Source organism: Porcincola intestinalis (assembly GCF_009696445.1).
GTDB lineage: Bacteria > Bacillota > Clostridia > Lachnospirales > Lachnospiraceae > Porcincola > Porcincola intestinalis.
Genome location: NZ_VULZ01000014.1, coordinates 17903 through 37558 on the forward strand (window position 1 = coordinate 17903; position 19656 = coordinate 37558).

The 19656-nt window shown below is 52.7% G+C and carries 15 protein-coding genes; 6 read left to right on the top strand and 9 right to left on the bottom strand.

Annotation, left to right across the window (positions count from 1 at the left end):
- Positions 1 to 3 precede the first annotated feature (3 nt).
- The 6 genes from hsdR to FYJ35_RS11835 all read right to left on the bottom strand — a co-directional run bounded on the left by hsdR (position 4) and on the right by FYJ35_RS11835 (position 8911).
- The gene (gene hsdR / locus FYJ35_RS11810) at positions 4 to 2331 is read right to left on the bottom strand and encodes an EcoAI/FtnUII family type I restriction enzme subunit R (protein WP_154526783.1); all 2328 of its coding nucleotides are present in this window, start codon (positions 2329 to 2331) and stop codon (positions 4 to 6) included.
- Between the two features lie 361 nt (positions 2332 to 2692).
- Positions 2693 to 3484: a DUF6040 family protein gene (locus FYJ35_RS11815; RefSeq protein ID WP_154526785.1), complete on the bottom strand. Its 792-nt coding sequence runs from the start codon at positions 3482 to 3484 to the stop codon at positions 2693 to 2695.
- Positions 3438 to 4571 carry a relaxase/mobilization nuclease domain-containing protein gene (locus FYJ35_RS11820; RefSeq protein ID WP_154526787.1) on the bottom strand — a complete coding sequence of 378 codons (1134 nt, stop codon included), beginning with the start codon at positions 4569 to 4571 and terminating at the stop codon, positions 3438 to 3440. The genes FYJ35_RS11815 and FYJ35_RS11820 overlap by 47 nt, the downstream gene beginning before the upstream one ends.
- Positions 4520 to 4933, bottom strand: a complete 414-nt coding sequence (locus tag FYJ35_RS11825; protein WP_205839825.1) for a plasmid mobilization protein — start codon at positions 4931 to 4933, stop codon at positions 4520 to 4522. The genes FYJ35_RS11820 and FYJ35_RS11825 overlap by 52 nt, the downstream gene beginning before the upstream one ends.
- 699 nt (positions 4934 to 5632) lie before the next feature.
- A complete protein-coding gene (locus FYJ35_RS11830; protein ID WP_154526791.1) occupies positions 5633 to 5911 on the bottom strand; it encodes a hypothetical protein in 279 nt (92 codons plus the stop codon).
- Between the two features lie 12 nt (positions 5912 to 5923).
- The gene (locus tag FYJ35_RS11835) at positions 5924 to 8911 is read right to left on the bottom strand and encodes a DNA polymerase type-B family protein (RefSeq protein ID WP_154526793.1); all 2988 of its coding nucleotides are present in this window, start codon (positions 8909 to 8911) and stop codon (positions 5924 to 5926) included.
- A 196-nt stretch (positions 8912 to 9107) separates the two neighbouring features.
- On the opposite strand from FYJ35_RS11835, the gene FYJ35_RS11840 reads away from it, so the two are divergent.
- The 4 genes from FYJ35_RS11840 to FYJ35_RS11855 all read left to right on the top strand — a co-directional run bounded on the left by FYJ35_RS11840 (position 9108) and on the right by FYJ35_RS11855 (position 12973).
- Positions 9108 to 9425: a hypothetical protein gene (locus FYJ35_RS11840; protein WP_154526795.1), complete on the top strand. Its 318-nt coding sequence runs from the start codon at positions 9108 to 9110 to the stop codon at positions 9423 to 9425.
- 382 nt (positions 9426 to 9807) lie between these two features.
- Complete coding sequence (locus tag FYJ35_RS14460) at positions 9808 to 10356, top strand: type II secretion system F family protein (protein ID WP_205839826.1); 549 nt, start codon at positions 9808 to 9810, stop codon at positions 10354 to 10356.
- Positions 10357 to 10378: 22 nt separating this feature from the next.
- On the top strand, positions 10379 to 11857 hold the full coding sequence (locus FYJ35_RS11850) for a hypothetical protein (protein ID WP_154526799.1): 1479 nt from the start codon (positions 10379 to 10381) through the stop codon (positions 11855 to 11857).
- Between the two features lie 93 nt (positions 11858 to 11950).
- On the top strand, positions 11951 to 12973 hold the full coding sequence (locus FYJ35_RS11855; RefSeq protein ID WP_154526801.1) for a nucleoside hydrolase: 1023 nt from the start codon (positions 11951 to 11953) through the stop codon (positions 12971 to 12973).
- Positions 12974 to 13070: 97 nt separating this feature from the next.
- Here the strand turns inward: FYJ35_RS11855 and FYJ35_RS11860 are convergent, their stop codons facing one another.
- Entirely contained in the window at positions 13071 to 14948 is a 1878-nt protein-coding gene (locus FYJ35_RS11860) for an outer membrane protein assembly factor BamB family protein (RefSeq protein WP_235906561.1), read from the bottom strand.
- A gap of 93 nt (positions 14949 to 15041) precedes the next feature.
- Between FYJ35_RS11860 and FYJ35_RS11865 the strand changes: the two genes are divergently transcribed.
- Together FYJ35_RS11865 and FYJ35_RS11870 are read left to right on the top strand one after the other, a co-directional pair.
- Positions 15042 to 15728, top strand: coding sequence for a prepilin peptidase (locus FYJ35_RS11865; RefSeq protein ID WP_154526803.1), 687 nt, complete (start codon positions 15042 to 15044; stop codon positions 15726 to 15728).
- Positions 15729 to 15758: 30 nt separating this feature from the next.
- The gene (locus FYJ35_RS11870) at positions 15759 to 16868 is read left to right on the top strand and encodes a P-loop NTPase family protein (protein WP_154526805.1); all 1110 of its coding nucleotides are present in this window, start codon (positions 15759 to 15761) and stop codon (positions 16866 to 16868) included.
- Positions 16869 to 16886: 18 nt separating this feature from the next.
- Here FYJ35_RS11870 and FYJ35_RS11875 read toward each other — a convergent pair whose 3' ends face one another.
- On the bottom strand, positions 16887 to 17909 hold the full coding sequence (locus tag FYJ35_RS11875) for an NAD(P)H-dependent glycerol-3-phosphate dehydrogenase (RefSeq protein WP_154526807.1): 1023 nt from the start codon (positions 17907 to 17909) through the stop codon (positions 16887 to 16889).
- 287 nt (positions 17910 to 18196) lie between these two features.
- Positions 18197 to 19606, bottom strand: a complete 1410-nt coding sequence (locus FYJ35_RS11880; protein ID WP_154526809.1) for an MATE family efflux transporter — start codon at positions 19604 to 19606, stop codon at positions 18197 to 18199.
- Positions 19607 to 19656: the final 50 nt, after the last annotated feature.

The window sequence follows — 19656 nt, forward strand, 5'->3', positions numbered from 1 at the left end:
GTCTTATCCTATCTTATAAATCTCGTCTTCCAGTTCTCTGACAGCATTCTGATACCCAGCTTTTCCTCCGAACAGTTTCGCTATCCTTGCGGGGTTGCCCATCCTGCGGAACGGATCCAGTTTCAAAATATCGGTCTTTGTTATCTCCGTGATGCCCTCATTAGCGTACTTATCAAGAAGCGCCTCAATGACCGCCCTGGCGGCTCCGGTATATTTGTGAAGAAAATCCCTCTTCTTCACATTTTCCGCCCGTTCTCGTCTCGTAAGAGGCTTTGCGTCATAAGCCACATGCGCAATGAAATCAAAATCATCTACATCGTCCATGTGTTCATCATTCTTCAGCTTTTCAAGGTCAATACCGTGCTTTGCAAGTTCTGACCGGATTGCCTCCTTCTTGTCCGTTTCAGACCATTTCCGGACAAACGCGCTCAGATCTGCATAGTCATGACGGATATTCTTGCGCGTATAGTCAATGATATCTTCCTGACGGAGAAGTTTGCCGTCCGTGTCATATACTGATACGACCTTCTGGATAATCTTTACCGGACACCCTTCCGAATCGACATACGGCATCGGATTTTTGGGTGGTTTTGGTTCCGGACCCGGACCCGGCCCGGGTCCCGGCCCGGGTCCCGGATCTGTCGGAGGCATATACCCAGGATCAATCTCAATCGGACCATCCCAGTCAGGATCTGCGAAAAGTCTTGCAACACCCCTGAAATCCATAACAGCAAAACTCAGCTTTCCCTGATCTTCACGGACTCTTGTGCCTCGCCCTATGATCTGCTTGAACTGAGTCATAGAGTTGATGGTCTTATCAAGAACGATCAGCTTCGTCATTTTACAGTCCGTGCCTGTCGAAAGCAGTTCAGACGTTGTGGCGATAACCGGATATTTTGAAGTGACGGAAATGAAATAATCAAGCTGCTTTTTGCCGTAAACGTCACTTCCCGTGATACGGACCACATAGTCCGGATTCTTCTGCACCATGTCGTGGTTCTGATTCACAAGGGCTACTCGCATCCGCTCTGCAGCTTCCTCGGTAGCGCAGAAAACGATTGTCTTCTGCATCCGGTCAGTAGCCTTCAGATACTCAGTGATTCTTTTAGCCACCTCCCTTGTCCGGTCCATCAGGACGATGTTGTAATCATAATCGGAGTTATTGTATATCCTGTCTTCAATCTCATTGCCGAAATAGTCAAGCTGCCCCTTGAACGGTCTCCACCCATCAGAGATGTTGAGCTTCATGCCAAGCACACGGAACGGCGCAAGGAAACCGTCATCAATGCCCCTCTTCAGGCTGTACTCATAGACCGGTTTTCCAAAGTAGTCGATATTCGAGACATACTTTGTCTCTTTCGGGGTTGCTGTCATACCGATCTGGGTAGCCGACTTGAAGTATTCGAGGATCCTCCTCCAGTTGCTGTCGGCTTTTGCTGATCCGCGATGACACTCATCTACAATAATCAGGTCAAAGAACTCCGGATCAAACAATTCCGAATAATGCTCCTGATCATCATCGCCGATAAGCTGCTGATAAAGAGCAAAATACACCTGATACGATGTAATAGTGTCCTTGTTGTCCTTCGCAAAATTAACTTTGTGGATCACCTTTTCCAGCGGCGAAAAGTCCTGCGAGATGGACTGATCGACCAGATTGTTCCGGTCTGCCAGATAAAGGACTTTATGCTTGATGCCAGATGAAATAAGCCGGTACACGATCTGGAACGCCGTGTAGGTCTTTCCGGTTCCGGTCGCCATCACCAGAAGGATACGGTCTTTTCCCTGGGCGATTGCATCCAGAGTGCGGTTGACAGCGTTTCTCTGATAGTAGCGGGGCGGGTAAGTGTTCTGGCTGCTGTAATATGGCTGCCTGATCAGCTGCTCCTCTGTATCATTCAGCCTTTTTTCAGTCTTATAGCGTGAAATAAGTTCATCCTGAGTCGGGAACTTGTCCATTGAGAGCATCCGTTCCGAGCCGGTCAGGAAGTCATGTTCGCAGAATCCATCCCCATTCGAACTATATGCAAACGGAAGATCCAGCATCTTTGCATACGTGATCGCCTGTTGAAGACCATGCGAAACGGAATGATTGTTGTCCTTTGCTTCAACGATCGCAATGGGATGGTATTTATTCAGATAGAGAAGATAATCAACCTTCTTCGGAGTCTCGCGGTAAGCCATGTTACCCTTGATGTTGATGCGCCCATCCGTGATCTTTGTCTCCATGGTGATATTCACACCATTCTGCCATCCGGCAGCGTTAATCGCAGGAGTGATGTAGTTGAGCTTGATATCTTCTTCGGTCATTTGTTTCTTATCAAGAATCATCAGACGCTCCTCCTCAGGACATACTTAAAAATATTATAACTTTCGCGGATTGTTTACACAATAAAAAACGCCGCTGCATAACTGCATACGGCGCAAACGCAAACTGTAAGTTTCAATTTCAGCCTCAGTCAAAATGCCAATGATGATAAAAATGTTCCGTGCAGATTTATGTTGCATTTCTCTTTTCGGTCGTCCCATTAAACAAAAACCGCAGAGAAGATTCATACATCCTGTCAATAGGCAGGGACACTGAAAGCGGTTATAATCAGAACCGTGATGTATCATCTGCCAGTGAATGAACTTTCATCCACTGTCGGCGGAGGTGCGAAGGGAGTCCCTTGAGGGGCTCCCTTTTCAATATTCATGATCCGAAATATGTTCCATCACCTTCTCGTGTCACGACCATCCTGATGAAGACATATACGAAATGGACTGCGATGAAGACCACAATCAGGTTCAGCTTTACTGCCGACATCATATCGGCAAACCAGACCAGGACGACAAGTTCTGTCACAGCGATATAGACGCTGATGCTGTCCGCGAAATGCTCTCTGTAAAATCCTACGAGCTTATAGCCGGCAAATCCCAGACCTCCGAATACAAGTGCTAAGAGGCTTGCAAAACCAGCGACAGCAAGCACCGCAGGAAGGATCTGACGGATCACCGGAACAGCGATCTTTTCATTCAGACTCCATGCAGCTGTTGCAAAACTCCATGCAGCGCTGAACATACCGGTGATGAAGCCGCCGATAAAAGTCAACGCCTGAAGGAGATCATGTGAGAAGCGTGCAGACTGAATGGCGCGGAAGATCAGATCGAGAGATGCAAACAGAAGGACTCCCCATGTGAAAGCCTCGTCTTCCTGCTCGCGTCTTTTATACCGATCTTCACATTCCTGTTTCTTGAGCTTATATTCACGGTGCAGCCGGTCTCGGTCCTCACGATACCGCCGGTCTATGCCGGCAAGGTTTTCATATGCCATCTTGTCGGCAAGGTCCGTGATCCGCTTGTCCTCCTCGTCCACTTTTTTCTGAGCTTCCTGCTCAAGCTCTTCCGCGTGGGCGAGTTTCTTTTTCGCTTTTTCCATCTTCTCTTTGTAAGATGCCTTAACGGATTCTGCCGCCGCTTCTGCTTCCGATGCTCTCTTCCTCAATTCGCTGTTCTGCTTCCCGAGTATCCGATTCTCTTGCAGCACTTTGTCTGCGCCGTTCAGCGCGACGATCGTCTCGCTCTGCTCTTGCAGCTTTTTCTTCATCATCAAGTTTTCTGATGAAAGAAGCCGTATCTCCTGCGCCTGTCTCCGGATCGTTTCGGACTGACTCTGCATGACCGATTCCTTCGACTGCTGACTCGACTTCTCTGTAATACTGCACGAATCCATCTTCTTTCTGATCTCTGTCGGAGCGGCTCCCTGCGAGCCTGAGTTCATTCTGTCTCTCAAATTCATGGATCAGGTTCTCCTTGTCAATATTCATGCTGAAGGTTTTGCTGATGTTCGTGTCCCGGACCTTGTCACCGTTGCCGTTCACAAAAGTGATATGTTTCTTCTTCGCCGTCCATGTGACGTTCCATCCCTTCTGCGTCATGCCGGCAATAAATGCTTCACGGCTCGTGCAGCCCTGAAGCGTCTCCACGATAGCGATTGCGCAGTCTGCGACAAAACTCTTCTTCGCCTCGTTGACCAGCAGATGGTACTTGTCCTTGCTCCATCCGCGGATCTCGCCCTCCTCGATCTTAGCTCCATCGAAGTGCTTTCCCTTTTCTGCTACGGAAAGACCACGTTCCGCGCAGAGCTGGTTGGTGAAGACTTTCTGTTTTTCCAAATCAGCTCTGGACTGGTGCAGCTTCCTCCCATCAATGTATGAGACGGTATTCGTGACGATGTGGATGTGAAGGTGGTCGCGGTCCTGATGAACCGCAATCAGGCTCTGGTGTCCGGAGAAGAACTGGTCGCAGAATTTCTTCGCAATCTCCATGCACTCTTCCGGAGTCACCTTCTCGTCTCTGTGAAAGCTGATGATGTTGTGTGCATACATTCTTCCGGAGTCTTTCTTCCAGATTTTCTTCTCCTCAAGGAATGCCTGATAAACATCATCGTAAGTGATCCTGTCCGGTTCATACGGACCGATGATGTCCGCATACCCGCCAATAACCTTTTTCTCCTGAAGCACGTACTGGATCACGTTCTTCATTGCTCCATGTGATTTTGTTGACTTATTAATAACCTTGTTGATCGCCATATTTTCTCTGCCTCCTTCCTTGCCAGGTCCAGTTTTTCACTGATACCGTCAAGGGATCTCACTGCGGGAAGATATCCCTGCCCGTTTGCGATGTGAGCCATCTGATTGACGTTCGTTCCAAGACCTTTGATCTGCCTCACGAGATCGGACAGATTCCTGCTGTTCTCTTTCCATACAGCCAGAAGCTGCTTCACTCCGCTTGAGTCGATGATTGGTGATCCGATGACGGCTTCGATAATGTACGTCTGCTGGGGAAGTCCGGATTCCTCCACCTTTGCTTTCATTGCCCGATATTCTTCTTCTGTCATCCGGACAGTGACAGCCCTGTTTCTGATGCGGGCGGGTTTTCTATTGTTGCTCATCAACATCACCCCTTTCGATGCTTTTGTGGATGAACATAAAGCTGTTTTCTGCTCTGCCTCGCCCTGCCGGTCCAGATAGCGTTGTGCGACAGGATCCGGCGGGCGGGCAGCTGCGGGATTCCAAAGGGATGCAGTCCCTTTGGCGGGATGCAGGGGCAGCGCTCCTGCCTGGGAGTACAGAGGGCGGGGAGCCCTCTAGCAGAAATTGCGAAACACATGACGGAAGGTCCGGTGGACCTTTCGCCAGATGTTGAGCATTTCTGTGTGTTCCGGATGCAGGGGTGAAACACCCTGCCGGGGGATCCAAGGGGGCAGCGCCCCGCTGGCAAGTTTAGAGAGCGGAGCGAACGGCGCAAAAGTGGCTTGCCACTTTGCGAAACTTGCCTATCACCACTACCGCCTTGTTGACCCTTTCGCGGTCTTTGGCGGGAGGGGTGATAGTGGTCTTGCTTTGCGGGGACATGGAGCGGCGTCATTCCGTAAAAATGACATGACCGGAGGACATGGCATTTTCCACGGAATGGCAGAGCGGAATGTTTCTGCAAAGCGCGGCATGAAGGACGGATGATGGAGCGGAGTGAAAAGTGAAGGACCCGTGAAAGGTCCTTCGCTTTTCGTGAAGCGGAACCATCCCGACTGAATACCGCTGATCCGAACAGGCCAGCCAGATGCAGGACTTTCCATGAGATCCCCATACGGTCACCTCGCTCTTCCGGAGCGTTCCGGTCCCTGCATCCTGTGAAGCCTCGATCGGTCGGTGTGCAGGATCTCCCGCTCCACCGACTCCGGATCAACTTCCACAGAAGTGACCTCATCCCCGTACCATGGATCAGCTCCGTACTCCAGAAGCGCTGCGGCTTTTTCCGCTTCTTCAAAAGATCCGAAATACTGCTCCTCAAAATCTTCTTCCTCAGAATCTTCTGAGACCCTGAAGGACACAACCAGCCGGTAAACTTTCTTCCTGATGCAATCTGCCATCTCTTTGCCTCCTCATTCCTCAGGCGCTTCGCTGCCAAGTTCGAGGATCTTCTTCAAGGTCTCCTCGATCAGTTCATGGGGCAGCATGTTGTCCTGGCGTTTTGATCTCGAGCAGTTCTTCCAGTCGTTCACGGAGATCTTTGCAATCTTCCAGCTGTTGACCGTCTTCACGATCTCCGACTGCTTCAGCCCGTCCAGTGCAGGAATCTGGTAGATCCCAGAACGGTAGCCCATAAGGATTGACATAAGGATCTTCCGGTCGAGGTTCTTTCCGATGTAGCCCTTGGTCTTTGTCGTGGACTTCACCTTCACCCGTTCGAGATCCCCTGTCACTTTGACGCAGTCCTCGTTCTCCATCGTTCTCCGGTAGTTCATGAACTCTTCCGTATCATCGAAGGGTCTCGTGTCGTATTCGGCGATCACGGTGTCGATGTGCTGCTTCCCGTCCGCACTGTCGTAGTGGACCGGCGTGTCCTTCGCCGTCTCCACGATCGGGCAGCGCTTGTAATCGAAGTTCATTGACAGCTGTCTGAGGCTTTCGGAAACTTTGAAGTCATATTTCCTCTCAACGATCTCGGAGAACTCTGTCCAGATCTGCGTCCTGCACTGCAGCCGCCCCTCGCGGGACAGCACGGCGATGATATAAGCGTCCCTGTCTGCGCGGCTGTTCTTCACTTCTCCTGTCGTGTAGGAGTTGTGGGCGATCACGCCTTTGTCGTTGACAGCAACGTTTCCCCTTGTCGTGATGTTCAGGAACGTATCGTTGAAATGTTTGGGCTCCCAGACCTGATTCGCGTCACATGGATCAGTTGTCTGGTTCAGCGTGTACCTTCCCTGCTGGAAGATCTCCGCAAAGCCGTAGGCATCCAGCCCCCGCACGATCTCTGTCGGAGCATCTGTTATGAAGCCGTCCGTTGTCACGGAGTAAACGTGGTAGCCCATTTCGTGGAGCTGGTTGATGCAGGCGATCAGCATGCACCGGACCAGTGCGGTAGTGTAGGAGGCGTGGTACGGGCTCGTTACTGCGGAGGGCTCAGCGTCTTCGCGTCCCATCTTCCGAGCGTTGTAGCGAGTCTTCGGGCTGACGTTCTGGGCAGTTTTCCCGTAACAGGAGTTGACCATCGTCTTGAGGCTCTTCTCCACGAGAGGGCTATCCTTGTAGACCTTCTTGGCTTTCATCCGGTCCTGCACAAGCTGCGTCACAGCGTATGCGAGGCACTTTGAGGGTTTCCCATCTCTGACAAGAATTTGGTTCACGCCACCGCGGAAAACCGTCACCTTTGCCCCCAGCTTCAGGGCGAGGTACATGTCCGGTCCGGTCATGTAGACATTCCGTCCATGCCTCGGGTAGATCTTCATGCCGCCCTTCACAGGGACAGGGATGTTCGGACAGTAAACATCGTCCGGAAAGTCGAAGCTGCCGACAGCGACCGCAGGGATCAAGGGACTTGTCAGGTCCTGCCATGTCAGTTCGTAATATCTGGGGAAGTCCCTCATGGGCTTGGACCAGTCAATATCCACGATGTTTGCCATAGCGGTCGGATACGCGTTCTGAAGGTCGAAGTCTGTCGTATGCTCCGTGATCCACCCGATGTAGAAGGATGCATTGAAGCCTCCGGTATAGGCTTCCTCGTAGAACTCCGTTGCGATCTTCGCGTCCGGATTGTCCCTCCTCGGAACATAGCGCGTAGCTTTCAGGAACTTCATGCATTCATCTTTTGACGGGATGATTCCTTCATCGAGCATTTCCAACCCCCTGTAAATCAGGTCATATTCAGCTTTCTTCGAAACGCCGAAGTATTCCTTGATGCTTCCGTACATTGAGGAAGCAGCGGCGCTGGACAGTGTCATGGGTATCGAATGGTTGCACCGGAATAGCGCCGAGCAGAAGGAGACGACAATGTCCGCGTCATTCATCGCGTATTTGTAATATTCCACCGGATGATTCACGGCATAGGCTGACATGTGATTGATCGCGTCCGGAGGGAGCGTGATCTTCGGTCTGTTGATAACGTTTCCCAAAGCCTTCAGAGATTTGTTGTCCGCAGGAGTCAGACCGAGTGTGTCTCTCACTGCAAGGTTCACAAGCCAGTAGTAGTTGTAGTTCCGGTCATTCTCAGCCTTGAATCGGACGTTCTTGGTAGTCATCCACCCGCCCTGGATCTCGCCCAGATCCCTGATCAGGTCAACATCGTACTTGGATCTCCGGAAGACGGAGATGTCAGCTTTTCCGGTATGGCAGATGATTGTGACAGGGATCACAAGGTCCTGCATGGCTTCAAAGTCGACAATCTTGTATGAATCATGACCTTTCCACTTCTGCTCCTTGTAGACAATGTCTTTCTTCAGGACGAGTGGGAAGTTGCCGAAGTAGCATTTCTTCAGGTCTGCAAGGATATCAGCAAGGCAGTATTTCAGAGGAATTTTTCCTCCGGTCTCTGCCGTGATCACCTGATATCTGGGATCTACAAGGAAGAAATACCGGATCAGGATCGCTCCGAGTGCGATCGACATCTGGAGGGACAGGACCCTTCTGCTGTCGCCGTTTTCCTGAAACTCGGTATCAAACCCGATGTTCAGCCTCAGTGACTTTGACTGGATCACACGGAAGGAAGGGATCACCTCGGCAATGCTGCCTTTCGTCTGAATGTCCAGCGGAGCAAGGAACTGCTTCGGCTTGATGCCAGGTTCAAGCCCCGTGGGCTGATTGGTGTCATTCATACCTTTTGCCCCGCATATAGGTGAAATGACACCTGTGTCTGAAAGCCTTGAAATCAAAGCATTTTCGGTGTCCTGCGTTTTACCGAAGTTGGAAACATCGGTAAAGTTTTCCGGTGCCAGAATCTGTTTGAGAAGGGTATATTCTTCCCTTCCCTTCACATACTCACATCCGAAATTGATCAGGGTCTGGACGATCTGAAAATGCTGTTCCTGCGTCCAGATCAACGCTGCTGGAACAATGTCTGGAGAAATCTGTAATGCAGACGTTCTATCTATCATTCAGATCCCTCCCTTCAAGCAGTAAGGAGATAACAGGAAACCTTTATCTCCACTGTTTCGGGATAAGCTCTCAGTTGTTTTGGGATTGGTTTGTAAGAAAACGATGTAAGAAACACTCTGTCCAGAGTGTTGTTATGAAGAAAATCCAAGACATGACGGCAGCCTCAGCACCGGTCACGGAAACAGTCCGCAGGACATGCTTTCTCGCCTTGAAACCATGGTTCTGATGGGCTTGTCCATTCCAATCCCGGCAATCCGCAGACAGATTGCATCCGGCATCGACATCATGGTGCATCTCTCCCGCATGCGCGACAAGAGCCGGAAGGTTCTGGAAATTCTTGAAATCGATGGATATGACATTCCCTCCAGCGAAATCCGGACGCATCCGCTCTTTGAATTCGAAGAAAGCGGAGAGGATAAAGACGGCCGGCTGACCGGCAGGCTCAAGAAAGTCGGATGTCTGTCTCATACTCAGAAGCTCCGCCGGGCCGGCATCAGCACTGAAGATATGTAGAAAGGAGTAACTCCCCATGCCCGAGCGCTCCCGAAGTATGATGAAGAACAGCCCTCCTCCACGAACCCCTCGGCAGGCGGCCCGGAAGCCCAGGCAGCCCGGCAATCCATATTCACCCAGCCTTTCACTGTCGCCTCCCCGGCACGCGCGGGCATTCAGGACAGAGACTGCTCCGTCTCTCCTCCGGAGGCCCCGTGACTATGGAACCTATCTGTTCAGCCGGCGTGAGCGTCTCGAAAATATTCTGGCATATCTGTGCCTGTGTTTCCTGGTCTCCTGGCTGTTTTACCACTCCCTCCTGCCGGCAGCACTCTTCCTGCCAGGTATCCCGTTCTTCCTGAAAGCCCGAAAGGAAAGCCTGCTTGAAAAGCGGAAAATCCAGATGCTCCGTGAATTTACAACCGGTATGCAGCTGGTCAATGCCTCTCTTCAGGCAGGATACGCAGTCGAAAATGCCTTCCGTGAATCCCTCCCGGAACTGAAAAAAATATACCCTTCTGACTCGTTTATCGTCAAGGAATTCAGACGAATCATCTCACAGCTTGATGTCAGCATTCCGATTGAGAAAGCGCTGGCAGATCTGTCAGCACGCAGCCATATCGATGATATCCGGAACTTTTCGGAGGTCTTCCAGACAGCCAAGCGAACCGGAGGCGACCTGATGCTGATCATCCGGAATACTGTTTCCGATATACAGGAGAAATCAGAGACTCGTGAACAGATCGAGGCAGACATCTCCGGAAAAGTACTGGAGCAGAAAATCATGAGCCTTGTCCCGATTCTGATCATCGCCTATGTCAACCTTACATCCCCCGATTTTCTGGAAGTCTGTTACTGTACAGCCGCCGGAAGACTGGTTATGACCGTCTGCCTCGGTCTCTATGGAATTGCTTTTCTCTGGGGACGGAAGGTTATGAAGATCCAGATATAAGTTCATTCCTGAAAGGAAAACCATGGAGAACAAACCTCGTTTTTCATCACAGATCCGTTCTTTTTTCCTGCGGCTTCATCCCTTCCGAAAGCTTTCTGTCTTTCTGTATGACCACTTCGTTCCCCGTGGAAGAAAGCTGAAGCTGACAGATGCTGTGGATGCTGTGTCCTGCCACCAGAAGGACAGTACCCGCACCTACTATCTGGAGAAGATCTCTTTCACACTTTTTATCTCCTCCCTGATGGGCGCGGCTCTTCTTTTCGGGGCTTTGTACAGCGCCCGGCAGAACCGTGGCATCCCATCCAACCTGATAACACGCCCGGGCTACGGAGAAGCGTCCCTTGAGGAGACCTTGAATCTGACCGCCGCAGGAGAGAAGGAATCAGAGCGCGTCACGATCCGGATCAGCCCGAAAGCATATACCTCCAAACAGGCACAGGCGCTTCTGGATCAGGCTGAGACGCAGCTTCAGAAACAGCTCCCGGGGAGAAATGAATCACTGGACGATATCCGTTACCCACTCAGGCTTCCTGCGTCCCTGCTGGATGGCGTCATTTCAGCAGAGTACACCATCTCTCCCTACGGCGTCATTGATGATAGCAGCGGTGCGATCGTCGGGAATCTGACAGAAAACGGTACACCTGTGACCATCGAAGCAACTCTCAAGGTGCAGGAGCTTGAGCGGATCTGCCGCTATGCAGCGGTTGTCTTCCCTCCCGCCCTCACAGACAGGGAGCAGTTTTCCGCCGACCTGGATACAGCCCTTCGGGCAGCTGACAGCTCAGATCCCACCTCCGACCAGATCCAGCTTCCCGCGTATGCCGGAAATACTCCGCTGGCCTGGAGCCGTCCGGAAGGTCCCTTTCTCACGATTCTCTTCATCCTCACGATCCTCCTCCCTGCCCTTTTCTGGTTTCAGAAAGATGAAAAGATGAAAGAACTGGCAAAAAGAAGACGGGAAATGCTCGACCTGGACTACTCCGAGCTTCTCTTTAAACTCACCCTGCTGATCGGCGCAGGTCTTACCATCAAAGGGGCCTTCTCCCGGATCTGCAGCCAGCAAGATGCTCTGCAGCACGGCTCATCTCTGCCATCTGGAGCCGGAAAAGACAGCATTCAACACCCAGCTGCGCAGAATAGATTTCTGGAGATAAAGAAGTCCCGTCCTGAATCTGCCCATCCGGTATATGGGGAGATCCGGATTCTGCTGCGCGAGATAACAGATGGCGTACCGGAGGAGACCGCCTATGAAAACTTTGGCAGGCGCTGCGGACTTCCGACTTATATCAAGCTTGGATCCCTGCTCGCCCAGAATCTCCGCAAAGGTTCCAGCGGTCTGACCGCTCTTCTTGAAAAAGAAGCCTTCCTCTCGCTGCAGCAGCATCGGACCGCCGCCAGAAAGATGGGTGAACGGGCATCCATGCGGATGCTCTTCCCGATGCTTCTGATGTTTGTCGACGTCATGCTCATCATGATGGTGCCGGCAATGCTCAGTTTCTGAGAGTTTCTGAGACAGCTGCCCCCGGATCGTTTGACGACTTGCAGACTGCACGCTACAATAATGCAAAAATGACGAAAAGGAGACAAATCAGAGATGCTTGAAGATATGAACACAATTCATCAGCATAAAGAATCCGACTCCTGCACCCATCCTGCCCGTAAGATCCTGATCGATACAGATCCCGGCGTGGATGACGCACTTGCGATCATGCTCTGCGCTGCAGATCCCTTGGTCCAAATCACTGCCATCACTGCTGTTGCCGGCAATGTCGGTCTAAACCATACGCTGGAGAATGCTCTGTATCTGAAGGAAGTCCTCGGACTTTCCCACACCCTTGTGTCAAGAGGAGCGGATCGTCCACTAGTTCTTTCCCCCGGGCGCGTCACAACGGTCCATGGGAATGACGGCCTCGGCGGACTGAGCAAAACCCCGAAAGCGTCTCCTGACCCTCTGCCGGCGTGGGAGAGAATCTACGAAACTGCCGTCCAGGAGAAGGGGAATCTCGAAATTCTAGCTCTCGGCCCGCTGACCAACCTTGCCCTCGCACTCCGGAAGCATCCGGACCTGAAAAGTCTGGTTAAAAACCTGGCCATCATGGGCGGAAGCGCGAAAAGCGGCAATGTGACAGAGCAGGCAGAGTTCAACGCCTGGGTCGACCCGGACGCCTGCGATGAGGTGCTTCACTCCGGCATCCCGCTTCTGCTCTGTGGGCTCGATGGTCTTCAACCTGCTGCCCTGGAGTTTCCGGAGCTGGATGCCCTGATAGACACCTTTCAAAGCCGTGGCGGCGTGACGGAAAACCTTGCCGTTCCGATCATCCGCTTTATTCGCCATTCGCGAAAAGGCTGGGGAGGGCACCACAACGTCTGTATCTATGATCTGGCAACTGCTGTCTGCTTTCTTCATCCGGAAGCCGCCCAGGCACACCCCGCCCATCTGTCCTGTGTGACAGAGGAAGGTCCCGTACTTGGCAAAACTGTCGTAACGGCTGCCGGCTCCGGAGAAGTGTGCACCTCCCAGATCCTGTACAGCATGGACAAGCAGCGGTATCTTGATGCGTTTCGCTTCATGCTGACCCGTCTGTCCGACCCGGATCTGTCCCTCTCCTCTGTCTGACAGCAACGGCTCCGCCGTCATCTCATGCTCTGCACTCGATGATGAGCGGTCATCTTCACAAAAAGGCGCACCCGCAGGTGCGCCTTCCGAAATCATCTCAGTGAAGTTTCAATCCCCAAATCTTACTCGATCTCGTCCCGATGATAACATAGTTGTTATAGACAGCCGGGGATGCTTCAATTGCCCCCTCACTCAGTTCGAACTGTGTGAACTGCGCACCTGTCTTCCCATCCAGCAGGTACATCCTCCCGCCGCAGCTTGCGTAGATCACATACCCGGTTCCATCCTCGTTGTAAACACAGGCAGGGGAAGACCATGCATAGAATGCCTTGTGTTCCCATTTGACCTCTCCTGTCTTTTTATCCAGGCAGGCCAGCACACCGCCCGATGGTGTGCCCGTCATCGCGACTGTCACATAGATGTTGTCATCCAGACTGTCCCGGCCAACCGCGATTGTCGACTGGACACCGCCGGATACCCCCTTCTGGGAATAGCAGTCATATTCCCGCTTCCAGATGATTTCACCTGTCTCCGCATCAATCTTCCAGATCGGAATCGGAGCGGTCGTATTGCTCCGCCACCCTATATGAAAGGATGTCGATATGTACAGATACAAATGCCCATCCTCAGCCGACAGTACAGGGGTGTCGTTGGTATCATCCAGCGTATCCTGGACCCAGACCAGCTGCAGCGTGTGCAGATCCATGCACATCAGGTTGCCGCCATTGTCCGCGACAAACAGATAGCCCTTGTATATATCGCAGCTGTCCTCCATTCCAAGCCAGTACTGCTGCACGCTCGTTCTTGTCCCCATGTAGTGCCATTTGACCACCTTATCCGGATTGATCGAAATCTGTCCTGTGGTCTGGTCATATACGGTATTCAGATGGAAAAGATACAGGATGCCATTTTCTCCAGGCCAGATCAATGTATCGGTTTCCGCATCCACAAGCGGAGACGAATCAAAGTAGCTCAGGTTCCCCCTGAGTGAGAATTCATCGATCGCCCCGAATTCATACATGATGCTCATGTCTACCAGATTAACGATGAAGGCATGAGCTGTTCCTTCATTGCTGTCATATCCGGCGCCGACATACAGGATCGGATATCCTCTGGGATCAAGTGCCCCCGCGCCCTTGAAGGTCCATCCAAGATAGAGCGGATCCCTTGTCTTCTCCCCCGTTTCCATGTCCAGGAAATAGACATAACCGTCCATGCAGGCATAGATGACTTCGACCAGATCGTCCTTCTCCTTCGCCCAGTCATACATCGCCATGTTCTTCTTCTGACTTCGGCTCCACCGCCTGAGAAGCGGCTGTCCAGTCCATCCGGATCCGGTCCAGGTTGCCGACCCGACAGTCAGGGCACCGGTCTGCTGGGTCCAGACTCCTTCAATGGAGGCGTCCCGGATATCCGCATGGCCATACGTCGGATTGTCACGGAAGTTATTTCCCCGAAAGGTCACAATTCCGTCCACATCTGTATAATCCTGCGGCATCCCGAACTGAATATCCGTATCAGATACATAAGCCGCCGGATCATCCAGGACTGTCCCATTCACTTCAATCCCTGTCGATGCAATGAAGTTGGAAGGCTTGGTTGATTCCACCGCGTGCGGTGAAAATGGGACCTCTGTCTCCGGTACCGTCTCCGGCTCCGACTCTGTCTCCGCGCCGATCATCATGCCACTTTCCGTCTCGATTCCGCCTGTCTCACCCATGTGAGGACCGGCCGCGTTATGCTCCACATGACGAATCAGCTTCCCGGCGCTCTCCCATCCCCTTTGCAGAGTCGTACGGATCTGCAGGCGGCCTTCCCAGCAGAAAAATGCAACCGTCAGAACCGCCATAAGGATCAGCACATTCCTCATTGTATGTCTGGGCTTCAGCGCTCCCATGTCTTTGTAGGGCCTTGTCGCTGCATATCTGCTGTACAGCCGATATTTCTCCTGCTCCGGGCTGCTCTCTCTGCTCATCGTCCGATACTCCCTCCCTTTATTCCTGCAAAAGCCAGTTCATTATCGCACCGCTGAAAAATCGCGTCAAACATCGATATGAGGTAAACAAACATGCTCCCGTCCGACCTGATGTTCCTGCTCTCCTTTACAATGGCCTGCACCCTTCATGACCTGAGAACCGGAAAAATCCCGAATTCCTTCATACTCTGCGGACTTCTGTGCGGCTCCGCCACGCTGCTCCTATCCTCCAACGGAACTGCCTTGAGCACGTTCTCCCGGATTCACCTTCCTGTTTTCCATCCCGCTCAGCCAGATCCAGCCAGCTGTATCCTGGGCCTTCTGCTACCATATCTTCTCTTCGGGCTTCCCGCTCTCCTTGGTATGATCGGAGGAGGCGACGTCAAGCTGCTGTCCGTCGCCGGGCTGTTTCTGGGCGCCGGAGCCGTGTGGAGCGTGATTCGGACTTCTGTCCTGATCGGTGCCCTCTATGCCCTTTTCGTCCTGGTTCGTCACCGCAACGGATACCGGCGGTTCTTGTTTCTACGGACGTACCTGTGTGAGCTGATGTCCGTCCTCCGCAGCCGCCAGACTTTCCCGGCCAGTCTTCCTGCCGTTTCGCACTCCAGCCCATCTTGTTCAAATGTCCATCTTTCCGGGGCAGCGCATGCCAGCTCTACGCCCTCTCATCCCTGCCTGAGCCGTTATCGCGGAGCTGGGACAGCAGACGCGGAATTCTGCTTCTCCGTCCCGATCTTTCTGGCACTTCTGTTTCTCACCCTGCGGGCGCAGTTTCCATGAGCGTCTCTCACCATCACCAGAGGAGGTCTTATGACAGAATCCAAAAAAATCTTTGCGATCTGCGATCTGGATGAGCATTATGTCGTCCGGCTCGCGAACTATCTCACCGAAAGAAAGACTGTCCCCTTCGAGATTCTCGCCTTCACAAACCTTGACAGTCTCTCGATCTACGCCGGCTCACACCCGATCGAAATTCTCCTGATTTCGAGACAGGCGCTGAATGAAAAGGTCAAGGAACTGAATATCAGACGAATTCTGCTGCTAAGCGACAGCGAGGAGTTTGAGCGCCAGCTCGAAGCTTCCCCGGACGACTTCCTTCATATTCCCGATGAGGAAGACACTGCACCATCCATTTCCTACCCGTCCATCCGAAAGTACCAGTCTTCCGAGAATATCGCCCGGGAGGTCATGAGCTATTACACAGAAGGCCGCCTGGGACTCTCCAAGAAGCTTCAGGAAATCGGCACATCCATCTACGCTGTCCACTCTCCGATCGCCCGCTGCGGAAAAACGCTCTTCTCACTGACCCTCTCAGAAATTCTGGGTGAAAAAAAGAAGACTCTCTACCTGAATCTGGAAAATTACAGCGGCTTTGAAGCCCTTTTCGGCCAGACATACCGGTCTGACCTGACCGACCTCGTCTACCTTTCCAGAAAAAATGAAGGGAGTCTTCCAATGAAACTTGAACATGTCATCCGTCCGCTTCGGAACGCCGACTACATTCCTCCGGCCTTCTTTCCCGGCGACCTGAGAGAAATCCATGCCGGAGAATGGATCTCCTTTCTCACTTCCACCGCAGCTTTGATGGAGTATCAGGCGATCGTCCTTGATATCGGAAGTGAGCCGTCCGATATCCCTGACCTTCTTTCATCCGCCGCCCACATCTACATGCCTGTACTTCCCGATCCATTGTCCCGTGCAAAGATCTCGCAGTATGAAAAGGATATGGAAGCCTTGTCTCTCAGTCCGCTGATGGACAGAACCGTCCGTCTGTACCTTCCGGAAGTTTCTGTCCGCGGAGGAGGGAGCGAGCTTCTGGACCATCTGATCAGCAGCGATATGGGACGCTATGTCCGAAGACTGCTCTCCGAGGAAGCCATGCAGACGTGTACGCCTCCCCGGCATCAGGCAGCGATGTAGCCCCTGCCCGCACCGTTGTCAGGAGCGGATATAGTCCTGCTCGGACTTCGGCGGCCGAGTCATCAGGTTCCGAACCGTCTCCTTCGGGTCCGCCCCATGGTTGATCACAGCATCGACTGCATCAACGAGCGGCATCTCTACCCCGTACTTTTTCTCCAGCTCCAGTGCTGCCGGAATGGCATTGATGCCTTCGACAACCATCCCAACCTTCTTCACCGCCTGGTCTGGTGTCATTCCCTGCCCGATCAGATGCCCGCAGCGATTGTTTCTGGAGTGTTCGGAAGTAGCCGTGACAATCAGGTCTCCGATTCCAGCCAAGCCATAGAAGGTCTCTGCCTTGCATCCCATCTTCAGGCCGAGCATCGTAATCTCATGCATGCCGCGTGTGATCAGTGCTGCCTTCGTGTTGTCACCATATCCAAGCCCGAGTGCGATCCCGGACGCAAGTGCAATGATATTCTTCAAGGCCCCGCAGAGTTCTATCCCCAGCACATCATCGTTTGTATAGACACGCATGACGTCATTCATAAAGACCTTCTGGACATACTCTGCCGTCTTCATATCTGTGCAGGACGCAACAATCGTTGTCGGCAGATCCAGCGAGACCTCCTCCGCATGGGTCGGACCGGACAGCGCGACCAGCCTGACAGACGGATGCTTTCCATCTTTGCCAAGCTCATCTCCGATCACCTGCGTCAGGGTAAACAGCGTATCCGGCTCAATTCCCTTCGCAACATCGACAATCACCTGCCCATCCGGGATATACGGAGCCGCCGTCCTTGCTGTTGACCGGACAAAGACAGAGGGAACTGCAAAAAGAAGGATATCCTTTCCCGTGCAGACCTCCTCGATGTCCTTTGTAAAGACGATCGAATCCGGAATGATCATGCCCGGCAGATTCGGGTGCCTCCTTGTCCTGCTGTATTCCTCCACTTCCTTCGGAAGTGCAGACCACACCATCACATCATAGCCCATGTTTGAAAGCATTCTGGCAAGTGCCATTCCCCATGTACCTGCTCCGAGGACTCCAATCTTCACCATATCTCTATTCCTCTCTGCGAACCTCAGCCAGCTGCAGACACATCCGGCTGTCATCCTGCAGCCTGAAGGGCTGCCCTTTCTGTTCTCACTGAAACGTCTGTGCCTGCCTTTCCCAGTCCTCCAGTCAACCGGACACTTCCGCCTAAGAGCCAAGCCTGCACCGACAGAAGCATTCTACCATCATTCCCGGACAGGGGCAAACTGCGCCCTTCTGCTGTCTTCATTCTGTCTTCATTCTATCTTCATTCTTCCCCCAATCTGCTCCTGTCTTGCCTTCCACCCTTTTTTCAGCATTCCTTCTTCTCAGGGACCGGCGCCGCCTGAATCTCACCCGGCTCCTTCCTTGCCTTCTGCTGCCTCAGAAATGAAACCGCGAACGGGACTGAGATCAGGGCAGCGGTGATATCTGAAACCGGCTGCGCGATCTCAATTCCTGTCAGGCCGAGATAAAGCGGAAGGATCTCAATCAGCGGAATGAAACAGAGCCCTGTTCGAAGCGCGGAGAGAAAAAGCGCCCTTCCGCTTTTCCCGATGCTCTGGAACATCATGTTAATCGGAACCGACAGCGGCTGGAACAGTGCGGACACACAGGCCCACCTCAGAGCGACGGTTCCGATTTCAATCACCTCCGGATCGTCGCGGAACCAGGTGATAATCGGCCGGGCAAAAATCATGCAGACGACGGCAAACACAGACAACAGGGCTGCGGCCATTTTCACTGTGAAATGGAAGCTTTCGCGGACACGCTTGTACTTCCGTGCTCCATAGTTGAAGGAAATGACAGGCTGCATACCCTGCCCGGTTCCGATCGCACAGGCCCCGATGAAGAAGCTCATTCTGCCTACGATACTCATCGCAGCAATGGCCGGATCACCGTACACCTTCGCCTGCTGATTCAGCAGGATGGTGCTGGCCGCATTCAGTCCCTGGCGCAGAAGACTGGGAGAACCGACCTTCATGATCTCCCAGTACGTGGAAAGCTCCGTGCTGATACGGCGCGGCGAGACATCTGTGACGGTGATATGGATGCAGAACATGGAAAGAAGAATCAGAAAACTGACGATCTGCGAGAGGCAGGTAGACAGCCCGGCACCTGACACCCCCATCCCGAAGCCGAACATCAGGATCGGATCACCGATCATATTCAGGATTCCGCCGGTTGTCAGGCCGATCATCGCGTACATCGCCCTGCCCTCATAGCGGAGCAGATTGTTCAGCGTGCAGCTTGCGGACAGAAACGGGCCGGCAATCAGAATCCAGACGGCATACTGCCGGGCATACGGCAGGATGGTCTCGGTGCTGCCCAGAAAATACAGAACTCTGTTCAGGTTCAGATAGAAGGCCAGCGACAAAAGCGTTCCCAGAAGGGAGGACAGGAAAAATGTACTCGCCGCGAACATCTTTGCCTTGTCAGGGCTCTTCGCCCCGAGAAACCGTGCAACGAAGCTTCCTGCGCCATGTCCGCACATGAATCCGATGGCCTGATAAAAGGTCATGAACGCGAAGACAATTCCAACCGCCCCTGAGGCAGATGTCCCGAGCCGTGAGACAAAGTACGTGTCTGCAGTATTGTAGATGTTTGTCACGAGCATGCTGATGATCGTCGGGATCGCCAGCGTTCCGATCAGCTTTCCGATGGGCGTCTGCGTCATCCGAATATACTGCTGCCTTGTCTGATCTTCATGTTGATTCTGCATATCGTTCTTCCTTCATTTCTGCCGGAACTGCCGCCCCACCATAGACAACA